This is a genomic window from Gammaproteobacteria bacterium CG11_big_fil_rev_8_21_14_0_20_46_22, from assembly GCA_002796245.1.
Lineage (GTDB): Bacteria > Pseudomonadota > Gammaproteobacteria > UBA12402 > UBA12402 > 1-14-0-20-46-22.
Genome location: PCWT01000040.1, coordinates 1 through 15,649, shown reverse-complemented (window position 1 = coordinate 15,649; position 15,649 = coordinate 1). Strand labels below are relative to the sequence as shown.

Annotated in this window: 15 protein-coding genes; 9 read left to right on the top strand and 6 right to left on the bottom strand. The window is 47.4% G+C overall.

All coding sequences use genetic code 11. From position 1 onward, the window contains the following. Window positions 1-156 precede the first annotated feature (156 nt). From COV52_04965 to COV52_04935, 7 genes are all read left to right on the top strand, one after another. Window positions 157-912 (top strand): zinc transporter, encoded by a 756-nt coding sequence (locus COV52_04965; GenBank protein PIR11247.1) that lies wholly within the window; start codon window positions 157-159, stop codon window positions 910-912. Window positions 913-965: 53 nt separating this feature from the next. Beyond that, window positions 966-1,583 (top strand): hypothetical protein, encoded by a 618-nt coding sequence (locus tag COV52_04960; protein ID PIR11246.1) that lies wholly within the window; start codon window positions 966-968, stop codon window positions 1,581-1,583. A 97-nt stretch (window positions 1,584-1,680) separates the two neighbouring features. After that, complete coding sequence (locus tag COV52_04955; GenBank protein PIR11245.1) at window positions 1,681-2,073, top strand: pilus assembly protein TapA; 393 nt, start codon at window positions 1,681-1,683, stop codon at window positions 2,071-2,073. After that, complete coding sequence (locus COV52_04950) at window positions 2,070-3,158, top strand: protein transporter HofB (GenBank protein ID PIR11244.1); 1,089 nt, start codon at window positions 2,070-2,072, stop codon at window positions 3,156-3,158. The genes COV52_04955 and COV52_04950 overlap by 4 nt, the downstream gene beginning before the upstream one ends. Before the next feature lie 12 nt (window positions 3,159-3,170). Then, window positions 3,171-4,334: a hypothetical protein gene (locus COV52_04945; protein ID PIR11243.1), complete on the top strand. Its 1,164-nt coding sequence runs from the start codon at window positions 3,171-3,173 to the stop codon at window positions 4,332-4,334. Between the two features lie 38 nt (window positions 4,335-4,372). Beyond that, complete coding sequence (locus tag COV52_04940) at window positions 4,373-4,972, top strand: dephospho-CoA kinase (GenBank protein PIR11242.1); 600 nt, start codon at window positions 4,373-4,375, stop codon at window positions 4,970-4,972. A gap of 51 nt (window positions 4,973-5,023) precedes the next feature. Beyond that, a complete protein-coding gene (locus COV52_04935) occupies window positions 5,024-5,791 on the top strand; it encodes a cell division protein ZapD (GenBank protein ID PIR11241.1) in 768 nt (255 codons plus the stop codon). Window positions 5,792-5,948: 157 nt separating this feature from the next. Here COV52_04935 and COV52_04930 read toward each other — a convergent pair whose 3' ends face one another. Genes COV52_04930 through COV52_04915 form a run of 4 tightly spaced genes read right to left on the bottom strand, consistent with a single transcriptional unit; the run spans window position 5,949 to window position 10,061 of the window. Beyond that, window positions 5,949-6,995 (bottom strand): sn-glycerol-3-phosphate ABC transporter ATP-binding protein UgpC, encoded by a 1,047-nt coding sequence (locus tag COV52_04930; GenBank protein PIR11248.1) that lies wholly within the window; start codon window positions 6,993-6,995, stop codon window positions 5,949-5,951. A 2-nt stretch (window positions 6,996-6,997) separates the two neighbouring features. Beyond that, window positions 6,998-7,843 (bottom strand): sn-glycerol-3-phosphate ABC transporter permease UgpE, encoded by an 846-nt coding sequence (locus COV52_04925; protein ID PIR11240.1) that lies wholly within the window; start codon window positions 7,841-7,843, stop codon window positions 6,998-7,000. Continuing rightward, a complete protein-coding gene (locus COV52_04920; protein PIR11239.1) occupies window positions 7,843-8,724 on the bottom strand; it encodes a sn-glycerol-3-phosphate ABC transporter permease UgpA in 882 nt (293 codons plus the stop codon). Before COV52_04920 ends, COV52_04925 begins: the two co-directional genes overlap by 1 nt. Continuing rightward, a complete protein-coding gene (locus COV52_04915) occupies window positions 8,721-10,061 on the bottom strand; it encodes a sn-glycerol-3-phosphate ABC transporter substrate-binding protein UgpB (GenBank protein ID PIR11238.1) in 1,341 nt (446 codons plus the stop codon). Before COV52_04915 ends, COV52_04920 begins: the two co-directional genes overlap by 4 nt. 397 nt (window positions 10,062-10,458) lie before the next feature. Here COV52_04915 and COV52_04910 point away from each other — a divergent pair, with 397 nt between their 5' ends. Continuing rightward, window positions 10,459-11,163 (top strand): hypothetical protein, encoded by a 705-nt coding sequence (locus COV52_04910; protein PIR11237.1) that lies wholly within the window; start codon window positions 10,459-10,461, stop codon window positions 11,161-11,163. A 402-nt stretch (window positions 11,164-11,565) separates the two neighbouring features. Here the strand turns inward: COV52_04910 and COV52_04905 are convergent, their stop codons facing one another. Beyond that, window positions 11,566-11,967 (bottom strand): 8-oxo-dGTP diphosphatase MutT, encoded by a 402-nt coding sequence (locus COV52_04905; protein ID PIR11236.1) that lies wholly within the window; start codon window positions 11,965-11,967, stop codon window positions 11,566-11,568. A gap of 402 nt (window positions 11,968-12,369) precedes the next feature. Further along, a complete protein-coding gene (locus COV52_04900; protein PIR11235.1) occupies window positions 12,370-15,102 on the bottom strand; it encodes a preprotein translocase subunit SecA in 2,733 nt (910 codons plus the stop codon). A 33-nt stretch (window positions 15,103-15,135) separates the two neighbouring features. On the opposite strand from COV52_04900, the gene COV52_04895 reads away from it, so the two are divergent. After that, window positions 15,136-15,519 carry a hypothetical protein gene (locus tag COV52_04895; GenBank protein PIR11234.1) on the top strand — a complete coding sequence of 128 codons (384 nt, stop codon included), beginning with the start codon at window positions 15,136-15,138 and terminating at the stop codon, window positions 15,517-15,519. Window positions 15,520-15,649 lie beyond the last annotated feature (130 nt).

Below are 15,649 nucleotides of genomic sequence, written 5' to 3'. Positions count from 1 at the left end.
TAGAGTCAATCGCGCCAATGGACAGTGGAATGATTATTGGGAAGAAAGAAAAGCGGCATGAAAACCTACACTTTTAATCGCACCCCACCATACCAGTAAACTTGACAGATTTGCTAAAATCACGATCATACACACAAACAACGCTAGAGACCTTGCATGACACACCTAAGCACGCTGAAACTCATCACCTCTGCGGTGATCTTCATTATCGCAATCGCCGCAGCCTGGATCCCGTTTCGCCAGCGCACAAAAACCAGCCACATGGATTTTCCGATTGGCGAAGCACTGGCTTCTGGCGTATTCCTGGGCGCTGGCTTGATCCACATGCTAGGCGACGCCAGCCAAGATTTTTTCAGTGCAGGCCTGGACTACCCCTTTCCTTACGTGATTGCGGGTGCTGTATTTCTAGGTTTATTGTGGCTTGAGCACTTGGGTCGCGAAGTCTACGAACACCAAGGGGCTGAAAGCCCAAGCTTCGCCATACTGGCCCTGATCATGCTCTCGCTGCATTCCTTTTTTGCCGGTGCAGCACTCGGCTTGGCCCACTCAGCCCCTGTGATGACTGTGATATTTATCGCCATCATTGCCCACAAGTGGGCAGCAGGCTTTGCGCTTGCCATACAACTCAACAAAAGCTGCCTCACACAATCTCAGCGTGTTCGAGGTTTCATGATTTTTGCGCTCATGACGCCGCTGGGTATTTTCTTCGGCGATTTAGTCTCCCACTACACCACACAACTGCCGCTGGCCATGCCGATTTTCAGCTCGATTGCCGCCGGTACTTTTATTTATCTCGGCACCCTGCACGGCTTGTCTCGAGCTGTCATGGTTGAGAAGTGTTGCAACTTAAAGCACTACTCGTTTGTTATCTTGGGCTTCGTGCTGATGGCCATCGTGGCCATCTGGACATAAACTTCAAGCGACTTCAAGCTTGCCCAAGTTCACAGCTTTGTTTAACATAAACCATGCTTAAAACTTATCTAAAGACACGGCGACTAAAACGTTTTTTCCTCCAGCACTATCAAAACACCAATGGTTTTGCACTCGCTAAAGCCTATCAACCTAAGGGCCATGCGAAACCCGAGCTGACCTACGGTGAAATTTGTTTTCACGCGTATTTACGCGTCCTAGAACAGTTACCCATTGATAACAGCAGTCGATTTTTAGAACTGGGCTCAAGTATTGGCAAGAACACACTGATCACTGCGACCATGAGCCCGGCTCATTCAGTGACCGGGATTGAGCTCATCCCTAGCATGCATAAAACAAGCCTTGAGATACTCAGCAAAGCCCAAAAAGACAAACACCTCAAAGCAATGATCAACGAAACCCAGGTGAACCTAATCAATGCTGATTTTCTGACCGTCGACTGGTCAACTTACGATGTCATCTTTATCAATGCCACCGCGTTTATTGAAGACTTTTGGCAAACCATGTTTCAAAAACTTTTGCAGCTAAAGCCAGGCACACAGATTGCACTGATCAGCCGCCCACTCGACGATCCTCGCTTTACACTGAGTCACCACGAATTATTGTTGATGACCTGGGGCTACGCCAACGTTTTTTTCTATACAAAAATTTAGCGCCTGTTTCTCGCTGAACATTCTCTTGGCTTATACACTTGAAATGCAAAACACCTTGCGTTAGCGTTCAGATCCCAACCTTTCCCTGGAGATTTTAATGAATGCTCGTGGCTTTACGCTCATGGAGCTCATGATTGTTATGGCAATCGTGAGTATTTTAGCAGCGATTGCGCTGCCCACGTATCAATACTACACACACCGTGCGCGCTTCACCGGTGTGCTGGTGGCGTGTGAGCCTTATCGCGCTGCTGTCGCTTTAGCGCTACAAGAAGGTACTGAAATGTCTGCCATTAATAACGGTGAAAATGGCGTGCCGGATTCACCGAGCTCCAATCAAAATATCAAAAGCATTATCGTTAGCCAGGGTGTAATCACCGCCACGGCAAGCAAAGCTGCCGGCAGCTACACCTACACGCTCACACCGGATGCTAATGGGGCGGATTTTAGCGTGGGCGGCACCTGTCTAAACGCAGGGCTTTGCAAACCATGACCGAAAACGCACGCTTTGATGCACTAGATGCCAAGCTTCATACAGGCTTTAGCAAATTAGTGGAATTTGCACAAGCACAACATATTTCAGATATTCATATAGAGCCCTTCCAAAACACGTACCGAATTCGCTTACGACGAGACGGGCTACTACATCATTACGACAATTTAGAAAAGGCGCTGGGTAAGCGCTTAGTGAATTTCATTAAAACGGAAGCCAAGCTGGATATCACCGAAACACGAAAACCCCAAGATGGCAGACTACAAATCAAGCTCAGCGAAAAAATGGTCGACATACGCGTGAGCAGCTGCCCTACCATACAGCAAGAAAAACTCGTGCTGCGCTTACTTCAATCATCACGCTTGACACTCGATATCGCAACACTTGGCATGGACGAAAAGCAGGCAGCCTGCTTCATCAAGCATATTCATAGCAGTGAAGGTTTAATTTTAATTTGCGGGCCGACCGGTAGTGGGAAAACTGTAACATTGTACAGTGCTCTGCAAACGCTAAATACCATTGAAAATAATATTGTGAGCATAGAAGACCCTGTGGAGATTAAAATTGAAGGGGTTAATCAAGTGCCCACACAGAGTCAAATTGACCTCGATTTTTCAAAAATTCTTCGCAGCACACTACGACAAGACCCTGATATTATTATGCTTGGCGAAATACGCGATGCCGAAACGGCCAACATCACATTGAAAGCCTCACAGACTGGTCACCTGGTACTTTCAAGCTTACACTGCCACCGGGCGATTGATGCGTTTAATCGACTCAAACACCTAGGGGTTGAACCTTACGATATCGCCCATAACCTTAAGCTCATTGTTTCGCAGCGACTCGTTCGCCTACTCTGTACCATTTGCCAAGGCAAAGGCTGCGACAAATGCCACCAGGGCTTTCAAGGACGTACCGGTATCTTTGAACTCATCGAAGTGAATAATGCACTGCGCGAAGCCCTTGTCAGAAAAAAGACAATTAAAGACTCAGACTGTCATACGATAGGCACCCTGGAGAGCGCTGCGAAACAGCTGATCGAACAAAGTCGCACCACAGAAGCCGAGCTATGCCGGGTTTTATAGCTGGAAATTTTTATGCCAACATTCAAATATCAAAGCCGTGATGGTGCTGGCACACTTAAAGCTAAAACACTGTCTATGGCGAAAGCCATTCTTGCCTCACGTCAGATCACACCACTGTCGATCGAGCAATCTTCTCACACACTCAGGCTTGGCAAGCACTCTAATAAACGCCAACAAACCTTTCTTGCATCACTCAGTCAATTTTTAGAGCATCACATGGATTTGGGTACTGCTTTGCAGTTACTCACACAAAGCCATGATCACCACACGCAAGCGTTATCGAAAAAAATCCTGGCGCGTCTCAATGCTGGCGAAACATTTTACAGCGCGTGCCAACATTACTTAAGTGAACTACCGGCCTGGTGTCTTTCAGCCATCGACAGTGGTGAACAAACAGCCCAACTCAGTGAAACCTTAAAGCGGATACACCAACAGTTGCACTCACTCAACGTGAGCAAGAAAAAGCTCATCAAAGCCTTAAGCTACCCAAGCATGACATTATTCACGGGCTTATTAAGCATTATCGCTTTTGTGCAGTTGAGCCTGCCACAAATCCAATCGCTTTACGATGATAACGGGAAAGCCCTGCCTGGCTTAACTCGATGCCTAGTATCGTTCAGTCATGGGCTATCACAGTTCGGCTGGGCACTCGCTCTAGCCATATTTTTAATGGCTATCTGTAGCGCGGCACTCTATCAAAAACACTACCGTATTCGCTACCGCGTCCAAGCGCTTTTCTTGCTCTGTTGCAAACCGTACCAAACCCAAGTCTTAAGCTTACTGTTTCATCAAGTCAACACCTACCTAAAAAGTGGCTTTCCTATAGCCGAAGCACTAGCACAGTGCGCAAACACTAACACCTGCTTGCCCATCTCAATACGACTCTTGCAGGTCATTGATCAATTGAAAGCTGGGCAAACATTACACCAAAGCATAGACTCAATCTCTCACTGCCCGGCCATCGTTAAACAGCTTTTATTCATCGGCGAACAAACAGCGTCACTGGCTCAGAGCATGGAAACCTTAGCTAAACTCTACAGTGATACCTTCACACATGATCTCGAGACTTTACAACGCTACCTAGAACCTGGACTTATGCTCTTCATGGCGGGCCTGATCAGTGTCGTCATGATGGCCATTTACCTGCCCATTGTTGACTTAGGTAAGATGATTTAGTTATAGTTTTTCAGCGCACAAAACCATCCGGGTAGAGCATGAAAAAGATAGGTCTTACAGGCGGTATCGCCAGCGGCAAATCCACCGCCAGCGACATCTTTAAATCGCTGGGCGTGACCGTCATTGATGCAGACCAAATTGCTCGCGATCTTGTTTCGCCCGGCATGCCGGCACTCACAGAGATTCATAGAAAATTTGGCCAAGCGGTACTCAATGCCGACGGCTCTTTGAATCGAGCTGCGCTGCGATCGCATATTTTAAAGCACCCTAATGACAAAGCCTGGCTTGAAGCCCTGCTCCACCCCTTGGTCCGCGCGGCGATGAGCACCGAAGCTTTACAACACACAAGTGAGCCCTACATCATTTTGGACATCCCACTGCTCGTTGAAACCCTGCCCAACTCGCTATTGGACCGCATTCTCGTGATCCACAGCCCTGAAGCGGCGCGGCTTTCAAGGTTGATGATGCGAGATCACTGCGATGAACAACACGCGCTTGCCATGCTTAATGCTCAAATTGACGAACAAAGTCGACTTAAAGCCGCAGATGACATCATCGACAATACCAGTGATCTTGACACCCTTAGAGAAAAGATCACGAACTACCATAATAAGATAATGGCTGAGCTCAAAGATTGAGGCCACCAGAATAATCGGCTAGAATGCCCCTATGGATTTTGAGACAAGCGCATGATGCAAAACACACTCACCTTCGAGCACCCCACCAGCGAGCTCACGCGCGTTTGTCTACGGCTTGAATACCTTTTCTCGACGATTTCAGAGAACTTAGCACACTTCAATGAACGCAATGCACAGTACACCATGCAGCTACTGATTGAAATCGTGTGCGTACTCGACCGGCCGGACCTCAAGTCCAAATTCACAAAAGAGCTTTTACGCTTTTCAGATAGCTTGAAACGATTATCTGGCTCACCCGGTGTGGAAGAAGAAACACTGGGGGTAAGCCTTAAAGCACTTGATCAGCACTTGAGCTACTTATCAACCTGCTCCGGCAAACTTGGCAAAGAGCTGGCTGAAAATGAATTCTTATCCATGATCCGTTCGAACTTAAATACAGCAGGTAATGGTAGCTGCTCTGATATGCCTGCTTATTTTTATTGGCTATCGATGGATAGCGAATCGCAAACAAAACAAATCAAGACCTGGCTTTCTCAGCTCAAACCGATCGAAGCTATCGTGAGTTTTATACTGAGCATCATTCGCGGCAGCGGCAATGAAAAAAGCGTTATCGCCGACAGCGGCTTTTATCATGAAAACTTAAGCACCTCACCGGCTTGCCAATTGCTTCGCGTAACCGTAGGCAAATCACTCAACGTTTACCCTGAAATCAGCGCGGGCAAACACCGCTTCACCTTGCGATTTTTAACCGCCAACCGTTCTCGCCCTATTCAGAGTCATCATGCTATAGAGTTTGAACTGAGCATTTGCGCTATTTAGATCAAACCTATAGTGCAACCCAATATCAACCCGGGTTTTCGCTTCGCTTAACCCAGTTTATGGCTAATGTCATTGCGAGCGAACACCAGTGAGCGCGGCAATCTGGCTCATTAACCTGGAGATTGCTTCGTCGCTACGCTCCTCGCAAAGACGGTTGCTACAAGTTTATCGCCACACCCGATGTTACATCAAAAAAATGCATCTTATCGGCAGGCGCATAAAGAAACACCTCATCACCTTCAGTGACCACAGGCTTTTCCTTTAAGCGCACTGAGAACTCCTCATCCGAGCCCAACACCTTTGAAAAAACAATATACTCATGACCCAAGGCTTCGATCATATCCACACGCGCTTTCAAGCAAAAACCCGCTTGACCCTCTAGCAAAAATTGAAAATGCTCTGGACGAATACCGACACAAACGGGCTCCTGGCTCACGGCCTTACCCAGTTTTTGGCGTTGCTCATCAACAGAGAGCTCGATAAAGTTCATCGCAGGTGAACCTATAAAACTCGCCACAAATTTTGTGCGCGGATGATGGTAAAGTTCCAGAGGCGTGCCAATTTGCTCCACATACCCCTTATTTAACACGATCAAACGATCCGCCAAGGTCATGGCTTCGGTCTGATCGTGCGTCACATACACACTGGTAATGCCTAAACGACGTTGAAGCTTATGAATTTTCACACGTGTGTCCACACGCAGCTTGGCATCTAAATTCGACAAAGGTTCGTCAAACAAAAACACCGATGGATGACGCACCAACGCACGCCCCATAGCCACACGCTGGCGCTGACCACCGGATAATTGGCGTGGCTTGCGCTTCAAAAGATGGGATAAATCCAGCATCTCGGCCGCCTCTTCCACCCGGGCTTTAATATCATTTTTCGCAAAGCCACGAATTTTCAAGCCATAGGCCATATTGTCAAATACGCTCATATGTGGATACAAAGCATAATTTTGAAACACCATGGCCATATTGCGTGATTTAGCCGGCGTGTGCGTAATGTTTTTATCGCCTAACCAGAGCTCACCTTCGGTGACGGTTTCGAGCCCAGCTAATAATCGCAAGAATGTCGACTTGCCACAGCCGGATGGGCCGACGACGACAATAAACTCTCCTTCGTCGATAGTCAGATCGATGTAGTGAAGAACCTCCACTTGATCATAGGATTTTTTCAATTGTTTTAATGTTAATGTCGCCATCATTATTTTTCCGTATCCACCAAACCTTTCACAAACCAACGCTGCATAATCAGCATCACGCACACCGGTACGATCAATGCCAAAATCGCTGTGGCCATGATCAAATCCCAGCTAGGCACTTGATCAGCCGCTAAAGCGAGCTTTTGAATGCCCATCACTACCGTACTCATGTTGGCACTGCTGGTCGCGATCAATGGCCAGAGGTATTGATTCCAACCATAAACAAACATAATCACAAACAGTGCTGCAATATTCGTTTTAGACAGCGGCAATACAATGTCCCAAAAAAATCGCATAGGCCCTGCCCCATCCATTTTCGCCGCTTCACAAAGCTCTCGCGGCATGGTCATAAAAAACTGTCGGAATAAAAATGTGGCCGTGGCCGAAGCAATTAACGGCAAACACAAACCCGAAAAATGATTCAACATACCCAACTGCGCGACGACCTGAAAGGTGGGCACGATTCGCACTTGCACCGGTAACATCAGCGTGAGAAAAATCAACCAAAAGCCTAAGGTGCGCAAGGGAAAACGAAAATACACCAAAGCAAACGCTGAAAGCAGCGAAACGACTACCTTACCGGCTGCAATAAAAAATGCCATCCAAAAACTGTTCCACAATAAATGCCACACAGGCTCGCCACCCAGGGTTTTCACGCCATGAAACAGCACAGTCGCGTAATTTGATAAAAAATGATGCCCGGGCCAAAAAGGAATGGGTGCAGTGAGCAAGGCTTTCACTGAATGTGTGGAAGCCACAAAGGCAAAATAAATTGGCAGCAATAAAACCAACAAGCCGATAATGAGTAAAGCATGTGTGGCGTATTGACTGGCGCGAGAGCTTTTCATCAGTAATGCACCCTCTTTTCAATGACCCGAAATTGAATCACCATTAAGCCGACAATCACCAACATCAATATCACTGACTGTGCCGCAGAACTGCCAAAATCTAAGCCCACAAAACCATCGTTATACACTTTATACACCAGGGTTTGTGTGGCATTCGCCGGCCCACCCTGCGTGACAATTTGAATGATGCCAAAGGTGTCAAAAAAGGCATACAACATATTCATGACGACCAAGAAAAATGTGGTGGGCGACAACAAAGGAAACGTCACATGCCAAAAACGCTGCCAAGCATTGGCGCCATCCATCGCTGCGGCTTCATGCAAAGAATCTGGCACGCCTTGAAGGGCCGCCAAATAAAATAAAAAGCTATAGGAGGTTTGTTGCCACACAGCGACCAAAATAATTAACAATAGGGCCTGGTATGCACTCACATGGTAATCCCAGTGTATACCCACGTGACGCAACAAATACGGCGCAATGCCAATGGCCGGATCAAACATAAAACGCAGCAAGATACCCGCCACAGCCGGCGCAACCGCATAGGGCCACATTAACAAAAGCATATACAGTTTTTGCCCGCGCGTAACGCGATTGACCAAAACTGAAAACAACAAGCCACCTGCCATCGTCAAGACGGTAACGCAAACACTGAACACCAAGGTCATGACAATACTGTAAAGATAGGCATGACTAGCAAACAAAGCCGCAAAGTTTTTAAGGCCTACAAAGTGCTGATGAAACCCCATCGGGTCTTCAATGAAAAATGATTGCCATAACGCTTCAAACGCCGGCCAAATAAAAAAAACCAAGGTAATGAGTATTTGCGGCAGTATCAGCAAAACTGGCAAAAGTTTGTTTTTAAAAATCACCTGTGAGTTCATTGTGTCATCTCTGAAAAACGGTTTAACAACACATCGGCCTGCCGTGCTGCTCGGTGTAAAGCCTGTGCCGCTGTCGCCTGACCTGAGAATACCGATTCCAAGGCCGTGTTATTCACCACACGAATCTGCGGAAAATTACCGAGACGAATACCGCGAGAATATGCAGTGGGCGCTTTATTCGTAAGCTCTCTCACAGCCACAATCGCACCCGGCGTATCACGATAATACCCAAGCTTTTTCGCGTAGGCAAAACCGGCATGAGTCAGTGGCAGATAGCCTGTTTGCCGCTGAAATTCCAGCTGTGTTTTAGGCTCCAACAAAAAGTGAAAGAAAGTCGCCACCCCTTGATACACCGCTTTAGACTGACCACGCACCACCCAAAGTGAAGCCCCACCAATAATAGTATTTTGCGGTGCACCTTTCACGTTTGGCCAATACGGCATCATCGCCACACTCACCGGAAAACCGACATTGTGCTCAATGCCGCCGCGTGCACCCGAAGACTCCAGCATCATTGCACACTGCCCGCTGGTAAAAAGACTTTCCGCACTATCGCCCTGACCGCCGTATTCAAAAAGATGCTGGCGCTCAAGCTGAGCTAAAAATGCCACATGATGAATCACCATGGGGTTATCGTACAAGGCTTTCACATCAAAGCTAGCAAAACCGTTATCCGCACTGGCATACGGCACATTGTGCCAAGCACTGAGTTCTTCAAGCTGAATCCAGGCCGGCCACGCTGTGGTGATCGCACAGTGCACACCTGCTGCTTGCAAGCGCAGCCCTATGCTTTTCACTTCGGGCCAAGTCCTTGGGATATCGGCCAGTGTTAAACCAGCACGCTTGAACTCAGCCCTATTCACATACATCACCGGCGATGAAGAGTTAAACGGCAACGACATCAACTGCCCTTGACGACTGGCATAGTAATAACCAATGGCCGGTAAAAAAGTGTTTGGCGTAAGCGGATAACCGGCTTGCGTCATCAGAGTTTGCACCGGCACAATGGCCTGGCGCTCAGACATCATAAGCGCCGTGCCAATTTCATAAACTTGAGCAATCGCCGGCGGATGCCCCGCACGATAAGCTGCCACCAAGGAAGTCAGTAAGGTCGGATAATCGCCTTTGTAGTCGTTAACGATATGATACTGTGGGTATTGCTGCTCAAATTGCGCAATCAAGCCATTGAGCGTGGTCGCCAAACTGCCACCCATGGCGTTCCAAAAATGGATCGTGACCCTTTGCGCTAAAGCGCCTTGAAACAGACCCAGCGCTAGCAAAAGGCCGAAACACACACGTTTCATTGTCAATGCTCCCCCGTTGCGGGAGTCTATCATGAAGTGCGCGACAGGCGAAGTTTATGCGACTTTATACGAGTGCTCGTTTAACCTTGCTTGAAGACAGGGGCGGTGCCTTGTCTCGCCCGCCCGCTTCGCCGAGCCTATAGTCTCGGCTATGCTCTTGCGCTAACTGCTCACCAAGACACCGCCCCTATCTTCATAAAGCAGGTTAGGGTCTGTTTAACATTCATTTTTGCAAGCGAAAACTGAAGGAGTTGAGACCAAATTGTTTATTATTTGAGGCGAATAGCTAGCCTTATTTAACGAAAATAATGAGCAATTTGGACCCACTTTACTCAGTTTGCAGCATGAAAATGAATGTTAAATAGACCCTAGGCTCGCCTTGGAAAATCTGTAATGGTAGGATGTGTGGATTATAAAAAGGAGAAAGAAGATGCCCACTTTCAAACCCGCTGAACTGCTTGAGCTTTGCGTGCTCGGCGCGCCAAAAACGGGGAAAACAAACCTAATAAAGCAATTCATTCATAATGAAACCTATCGTGAAACACCAGACGAGCAAAAACCAACCTTTGTGATGCATGCCTCGAGCGAGGTAACCTATGGAACTGATTTTAATACCACAATGCGCGAAACCACCAACAAAAAATACAGACTAAAGATTAACGATATGGGCTCAGACAATGAAACATTTCTCACCAAACAACTGCTGCACAAACAACAACATGCCTTTATCGTGGTTATTAAGCTCGAAGATAATCTTTGCGAAATCGAGGCCATCGCTCAAGCAGTCAACGCTTATAGCTGTTGTTTTAAAAATTCACCGAATGCGCCTATTGTTATTGCAATCAATCAATTCCGTCAATCTCAAAATACTGAAATACCCAGCCTTGAGGATTGCCGAAGCCACTTCTTTGAAGAGTTCAGAGACAGAGTCAAATTAATTTCTGTGTGTAATGTAAAGGCAAACAGGGGTGTTGATGAGTTGTTTGACAAAGCGTATACGATAGCATTAGGAAGCCAACGGGCAACGCCACAAAACAGTCGCCCTCAAGCGGATGAAAATAGCCAACTGCTGACAAGAAGGAATGGAGAATCGAAAGAACCAGGATGCTGCGAAAGGCGCTGCTCAATGATGTAAATCTTCTCCGGGTTATCTTTCGCCGTAGCTGCTTCGCAGCAAAGGCGGATCAACCCAGTCTACGTTTGTTCCGTGTAGCAACCGTCTTTGCGAGGAGCGTAGCGACGAAGCAATCTCCAGGTTAATTCAAAAGATTGCCGCGCTCACTATCGTTCGCTCGCAATGACGGTTGCTACGTTAACGGCAGGGTTATTTTAGCGCTTTGTTTGGTTTTTAGTCTTCGTGTAGGAATCGTCTTTGCGAGGAGCGTAGCGACGAAGCAATCTCCAGGTTAATTCAAAAGATTGCCGCGCTCACTGACGTTCGCTCGCAATTGACGTTAGCGATAAAAAGTAGCCTGGATTGAACGCCGAAGGCGTGATAATCCGGGTTTGATTTCTCCCAGGTTATCCAAGACGGTTGCTACAGCTTATCCAACATCGCCGTGAGTTCAGGCAAAAACACTTTGCTCGCCTCGAGGATTTTTTCCTGGCCAAGCTGATGATAATCCACCCATTTCAATGCTTGATTGAGCAACGGCTTCAGTTCGCCGTCATAGGCTTTAACGACGTAAACGTACAAACACACGGACAGGTCGATGTCTTGGTAATTATACTGAAACTCGCCGAGTTCTTGATACGCCGTCGGCGTGATATTCACTTCCTCTTCAAGCTCGCGAATTAATGCGTGCTCCCCTGTTTCACCGCTCTCTAACTTGCCGCCTGGAAATTCCCAAAAACCGGCTTTCGACTGCCCGGCTTGGCGCAGCGCGATTAATACTTCGTTTTTTTGATTTAGAACTATGCCTACGGCCACATCAATCATCACTTACCTCTTTATTGTAAACTTGTTTTATCTTTTCCATTTTACCGCCCCGATGAAAATAACCCTGCCGTTAACATAGCAACCGTTGCGAGCGAACGATAGTGAGCGCGGCAATCTTTTGAATTAACCTGGAGATTGCTTCGTCGCTACGCTCCTCGCAAAGACGATTCCTACACGAAGACTAAAAACCGAACAAAGCGCTAAAATAACCCAGAGAAGCGTAGCAAAAATCAACGAGCAAGCGCAACCTCAAACCGCCACACCTCAAAGATCGTGCGCAAAACGGCGATGGGGTTTTCCTTTGCAGGGCTTGTGGAGTCATGGATGCCGGAGCAGAGACTACAGGGACGTACTTGTGTCGTCCCTGCAAAGGAGAAACCCGAGACGTTAAAAAGCACGATCTCAATTTAATTTTCCGTGGCATTGCTTGTATTTCTTCCCTGACCCACACGGACAAGGATCATTACGCCCCACTTTTTCACCCACGCGGCGCTGCTCTGTCACCACAGACTCACCACTTTCTCGTTCAAAGCTTTCATGTGCGTCAGCTTCTAGTTGCTCATCGATACCGGTAAAATGATAATTAAACTGCTGTTTCGCCAGTGCTTCTCGGCGAGCTTCGTTGAGCGCATCGACCTCTTCGGGTGCTGCCTGTGCGTTAATTAAAATTTGCAGCATTTCATATTTCATGCCGTCGAGCATACTAGAGAACAAACGAAACGACTCGATTTTATATTCACGCTTCGGATCTTTCTGCGCGTAACCACGAAGGTGAATCCCTTGGCGCAAATGATCCATGGCCGCCAAATGATCTTTCCAGTGACTATCCAGCGTTTGAAGCATCACAGAACGCTCGAAATCGTTCATACCCTCATCGCCAATTTGCTCACGCTTCTCAGCCAAGTTCGATTCAAACGCATTGAACACAGCCTCACGCAAAGCCTCTTCATCGAGCGTATCATCAGCCTCGATCATGGCTTGCAAGTTAAGGTGTAGACCAAAATCCGCGGCCAATAGCTCATCCAAGCCTTTAACATCCCACTGCTCTTCCAAGCTCTCTTTAGGGATATAGCGCTCAATCACTTCTTCGACCACATCACGCAAAATGGCTTCAACGGTGTCTTTCACTTCCGCTGCGGTGAGTAGCTCATCGCGCTGCTCATAAACGACTTTACGCTGATCATTCGCCACATCGTCGTATTCCAACAAAGATTTTCGAACATCAAAATGGTAACTTTCCACTTTTCGTTGTGCGTTTTCAATCGCGCGCGAGATAATGCGATGCTCAATCGCTTCATTTTCTTTCATGCCCAAACGACGCATCATGCCTGCGACACGTGGGCTGGCGAAAATACGCATAAGGTGATCTTCTAGGGACAAATAAAAACGTGACGAACCCGCGTCACCTTGACGACCAGAACGACCTCGAAGCTGATTATCAATACGGCGCGATTCATGGCGCTCGCTGCCGACAATGTGCAAACCACCTGCAGCCAATACTTTCGCATTACGTTGCTTCCAATCTTCACGTAACGCTTGGATATCGGCTGCACTCGCCTCTTCACCCAGCGCATGAAGTTCAGCCTCCAGATTACCACCCAGCACAATATCTGTACCCCGACCCGCCATATTGGTGGCGATCGTCACCGCACCTGGCCGTCCCGCTTCTTGAATGATACTCGCCTCTTTCTCATGGTATTTCGCGTTCAACACTTGGTGCTTGATGCCGGCCTTTTTCATGAGGCCAGATAAATATTCCGAGGCTTCAATCGATGCCGTACCCACCAGCACAGGCTGACCTTTTTCTTGCGCTTGTTTGACTTCCTCAACCACCGCATCGTATTTTCCCTTGGCAGTGAGGTAAATTTTATCGGCGTAATCAATACGCTGAATTTTTCGGTTGGTTGGAATTACGATGACTTCCAGACCGTATATTTGCTGGAACTCGTACGCTTCGGTATCGGCTGTACCGGTCATGCCCGAAAGCTTATCATAGAGACGGAAAAAATTCTGAAAAGTGATCGAGGCTAACGTTTGGTTTTCATTTTGAATCGCCACACCCTCTTTGGCTTCGATAGCTTGATGCAAACCATCCGACCAGCGACGACCGGGCATGGTACGGCCTGTGTGCTCATCCACGATCACCACTTCACGCGCTGCATTAACCACGTATTCAACATTTTTTTGATACAAATGATGCGCTCGCAATAAGGCATTGAGATAGTGCATATACGCAATATTTTGAGGGTCATACAGTGTTTGCCCTTCTTGAATCAAACCCGCCTCGGCCAATAATTCTTCAACGTGCTCATGGCCTTCTTCCGTCAAATGCACTTGTTTTTGCTTTTCATCCAAATAAAAATCGCCAGCGCCCTCTTCTTCTTCGCGCTTAACAAGTTTTGGCACAATCGCATTAACTTTAACGTAATCTTCTGCTGAACCTTCAGCTTGGCCCGAGATAATCAGCGGTGTACGCGCCTCATCAATTAAAATTGAATCCACCTCATCGACCACCGCAAAAAAGCGGCCACGTTGGACACGGTCCTCTAAGGACAAGGCCATATTGTCGCGCAGATAATCGAAACCAAATTCATTGTTCGTACCGTAGGTAATATCTGCAGCATACGCACCACACTTATCTTCCGGTGACATGTCGGGCAAATTCACGCCGACGGTTAAACCTAAAAACTCAAACACGGGACGCATCCAATCCGCGTCACGTTTCGCCAAATAATCATTCACGGTAACAATGTGCACGCCTTTAGCAGGCAAAGCGTTTAAATACGCCGCAAGCGTAGACATCAGTGTTTTACCCTCGCCCGTGCGCATTTCAGCGATATTGCCTTCATGCAAGACCATACCGCCAATCAGTTGCACATCAAAATGCCGGAGACCTAACGTACGCCGACTGACTTCACGCACGACAGCGAAAGCTTCGACCAGTAAACTATCCAATTTCGCGCCATCATTTAAGCGTTGTCGAAAGTCAGCGGTTTTATTTTTTAAAGCATCATCATCCAGCGCCTGGATCTCTGGCTCTATGGCATTAATGTGCTTAACAACACGACCCAAGCGTTTTAACACGCGCTCGTTACGGCTACCTAAGATCGCTTTTGAAAATGTTTTTAAGACCATGACTTCTCTACTTTTATCTGTTATAACGCTCGGATGAAGGGAAAACACTCGCGCCAAATTGGTAACTTATTGAACAAGCGTGACCTGTCTCATCTCGAGCACAAGGTTACCCAGTTAAGGCGCATCAATCAATCTTTCCAGGCCATTTTACCCGCTGAATTTAAAGGGAAATGTGAGGTCGCTAACCTCAAAGAACAAGAGCTTGTGATCGGCACAGAAATCCACACTTTAGCCACCCGACTTAATCTTATGCTGCCATCGCTGATCCAAACTCTGCGCACGCAAGGGCATGGTTACATCAGCAAAGGCAAGGTCATTATCTTAGGGCAGAAAACGGGCTTTGAAAAAGCCTATTGGACAGCCGAGAAACCCGACATTCAAACGCTAGAGCGACTGAAAAATCAGTGTGATGAATAAAACGCCATCTTACGCAGCTTAAACTCTCCCGGATTACCACGCCTTCGGCGTTCAATCCAATGAAATGGACTCACCCTTCTTGACCTTAGCTGGTCTCGGCGTCACCCTTTCGGGGCGCCATAATAGCCTT

Bases quoted from the DNA above. Each gene is read 5' to 3' on its own strand.
- COV52_04960 (PIR11246.1), top strand. From the start codon at position 966: ATGCTTAAAACTTATCTAAAGACACGGCGACTAAAACGTTTTTTCCTC.
- COV52_04915 (PIR11238.1), bottom strand. From the start codon at position 10,061: ATGATAGACTCCCGCAACGGGGGAGCATTGACAATGAAACGTGTGTGT.
- COV52_04955 (PIR11245.1), top strand. From the start codon at position 1,681: ATGAATGCTCGTGGCTTTACGCTCATGGAGCTCATGATTGTTATGGCA.
- COV52_04900 (PIR11235.1), bottom strand. From the start codon at position 15,102: ATGGTCTTAAAAACATTTTCAAAAGCGATCTTAGGTAGCCGTAACGAG.
- COV52_04945 (PIR11243.1), top strand. From the start codon at position 3,171: ATGCCAACATTCAAATATCAAAGCCGTGATGGTGCTGGCACACTTAAA.
- COV52_04930 (PIR11248.1), bottom strand. From the start codon at position 6,995: ATGGCGACATTAACATTAAAACAATTGAAAAAATCCTATGATCAAGTG.
- COV52_04925 (PIR11240.1), bottom strand. From the start codon at position 7,843: ATGAAAAGCTCTCGCGCCAGTCAATACGCCACACATGCTTTACTCATT.
- COV52_04940 (PIR11242.1), top strand. From the start codon at position 4,373: ATGAAAAAGATAGGTCTTACAGGCGGTATCGCCAGCGGCAAATCCACC.
- COV52_04965 (PIR11247.1), top strand. From the start codon at position 157: ATGACACACCTAAGCACGCTGAAACTCATCACCTCTGCGGTGATCTTC.
- COV52_04935 (PIR11241.1), top strand. From the start codon at position 5,024: ATGATGCAAAACACACTCACCTTCGAGCACCCCACCAGCGAGCTCACG.
- COV52_04910 (PIR11237.1), top strand. From the start codon at position 10,459: ATGCCCACTTTCAAACCCGCTGAACTGCTTGAGCTTTGCGTGCTCGGC.
- COV52_04920 (PIR11239.1), bottom strand. From the start codon at position 8,724: ATGAACTCACAGGTGATTTTTAAAAACAAACTTTTGCCAGTTTTGCTG.
- COV52_04905 (PIR11236.1), bottom strand. From the start codon at position 11,967: ATGATTGATGTGGCCGTAGGCATAGTTCTAAATCAAAAAAACGAAGTA.
- COV52_04950 (PIR11244.1), top strand. From the start codon at position 2,070: ATGACCGAAAACGCACGCTTTGATGCACTAGATGCCAAGCTTCATACA.
- COV52_04895 (PIR11234.1), top strand. From the start codon at position 15,136: ATGAAGGGAAAACACTCGCGCCAAATTGGTAACTTATTGAACAAGCGT.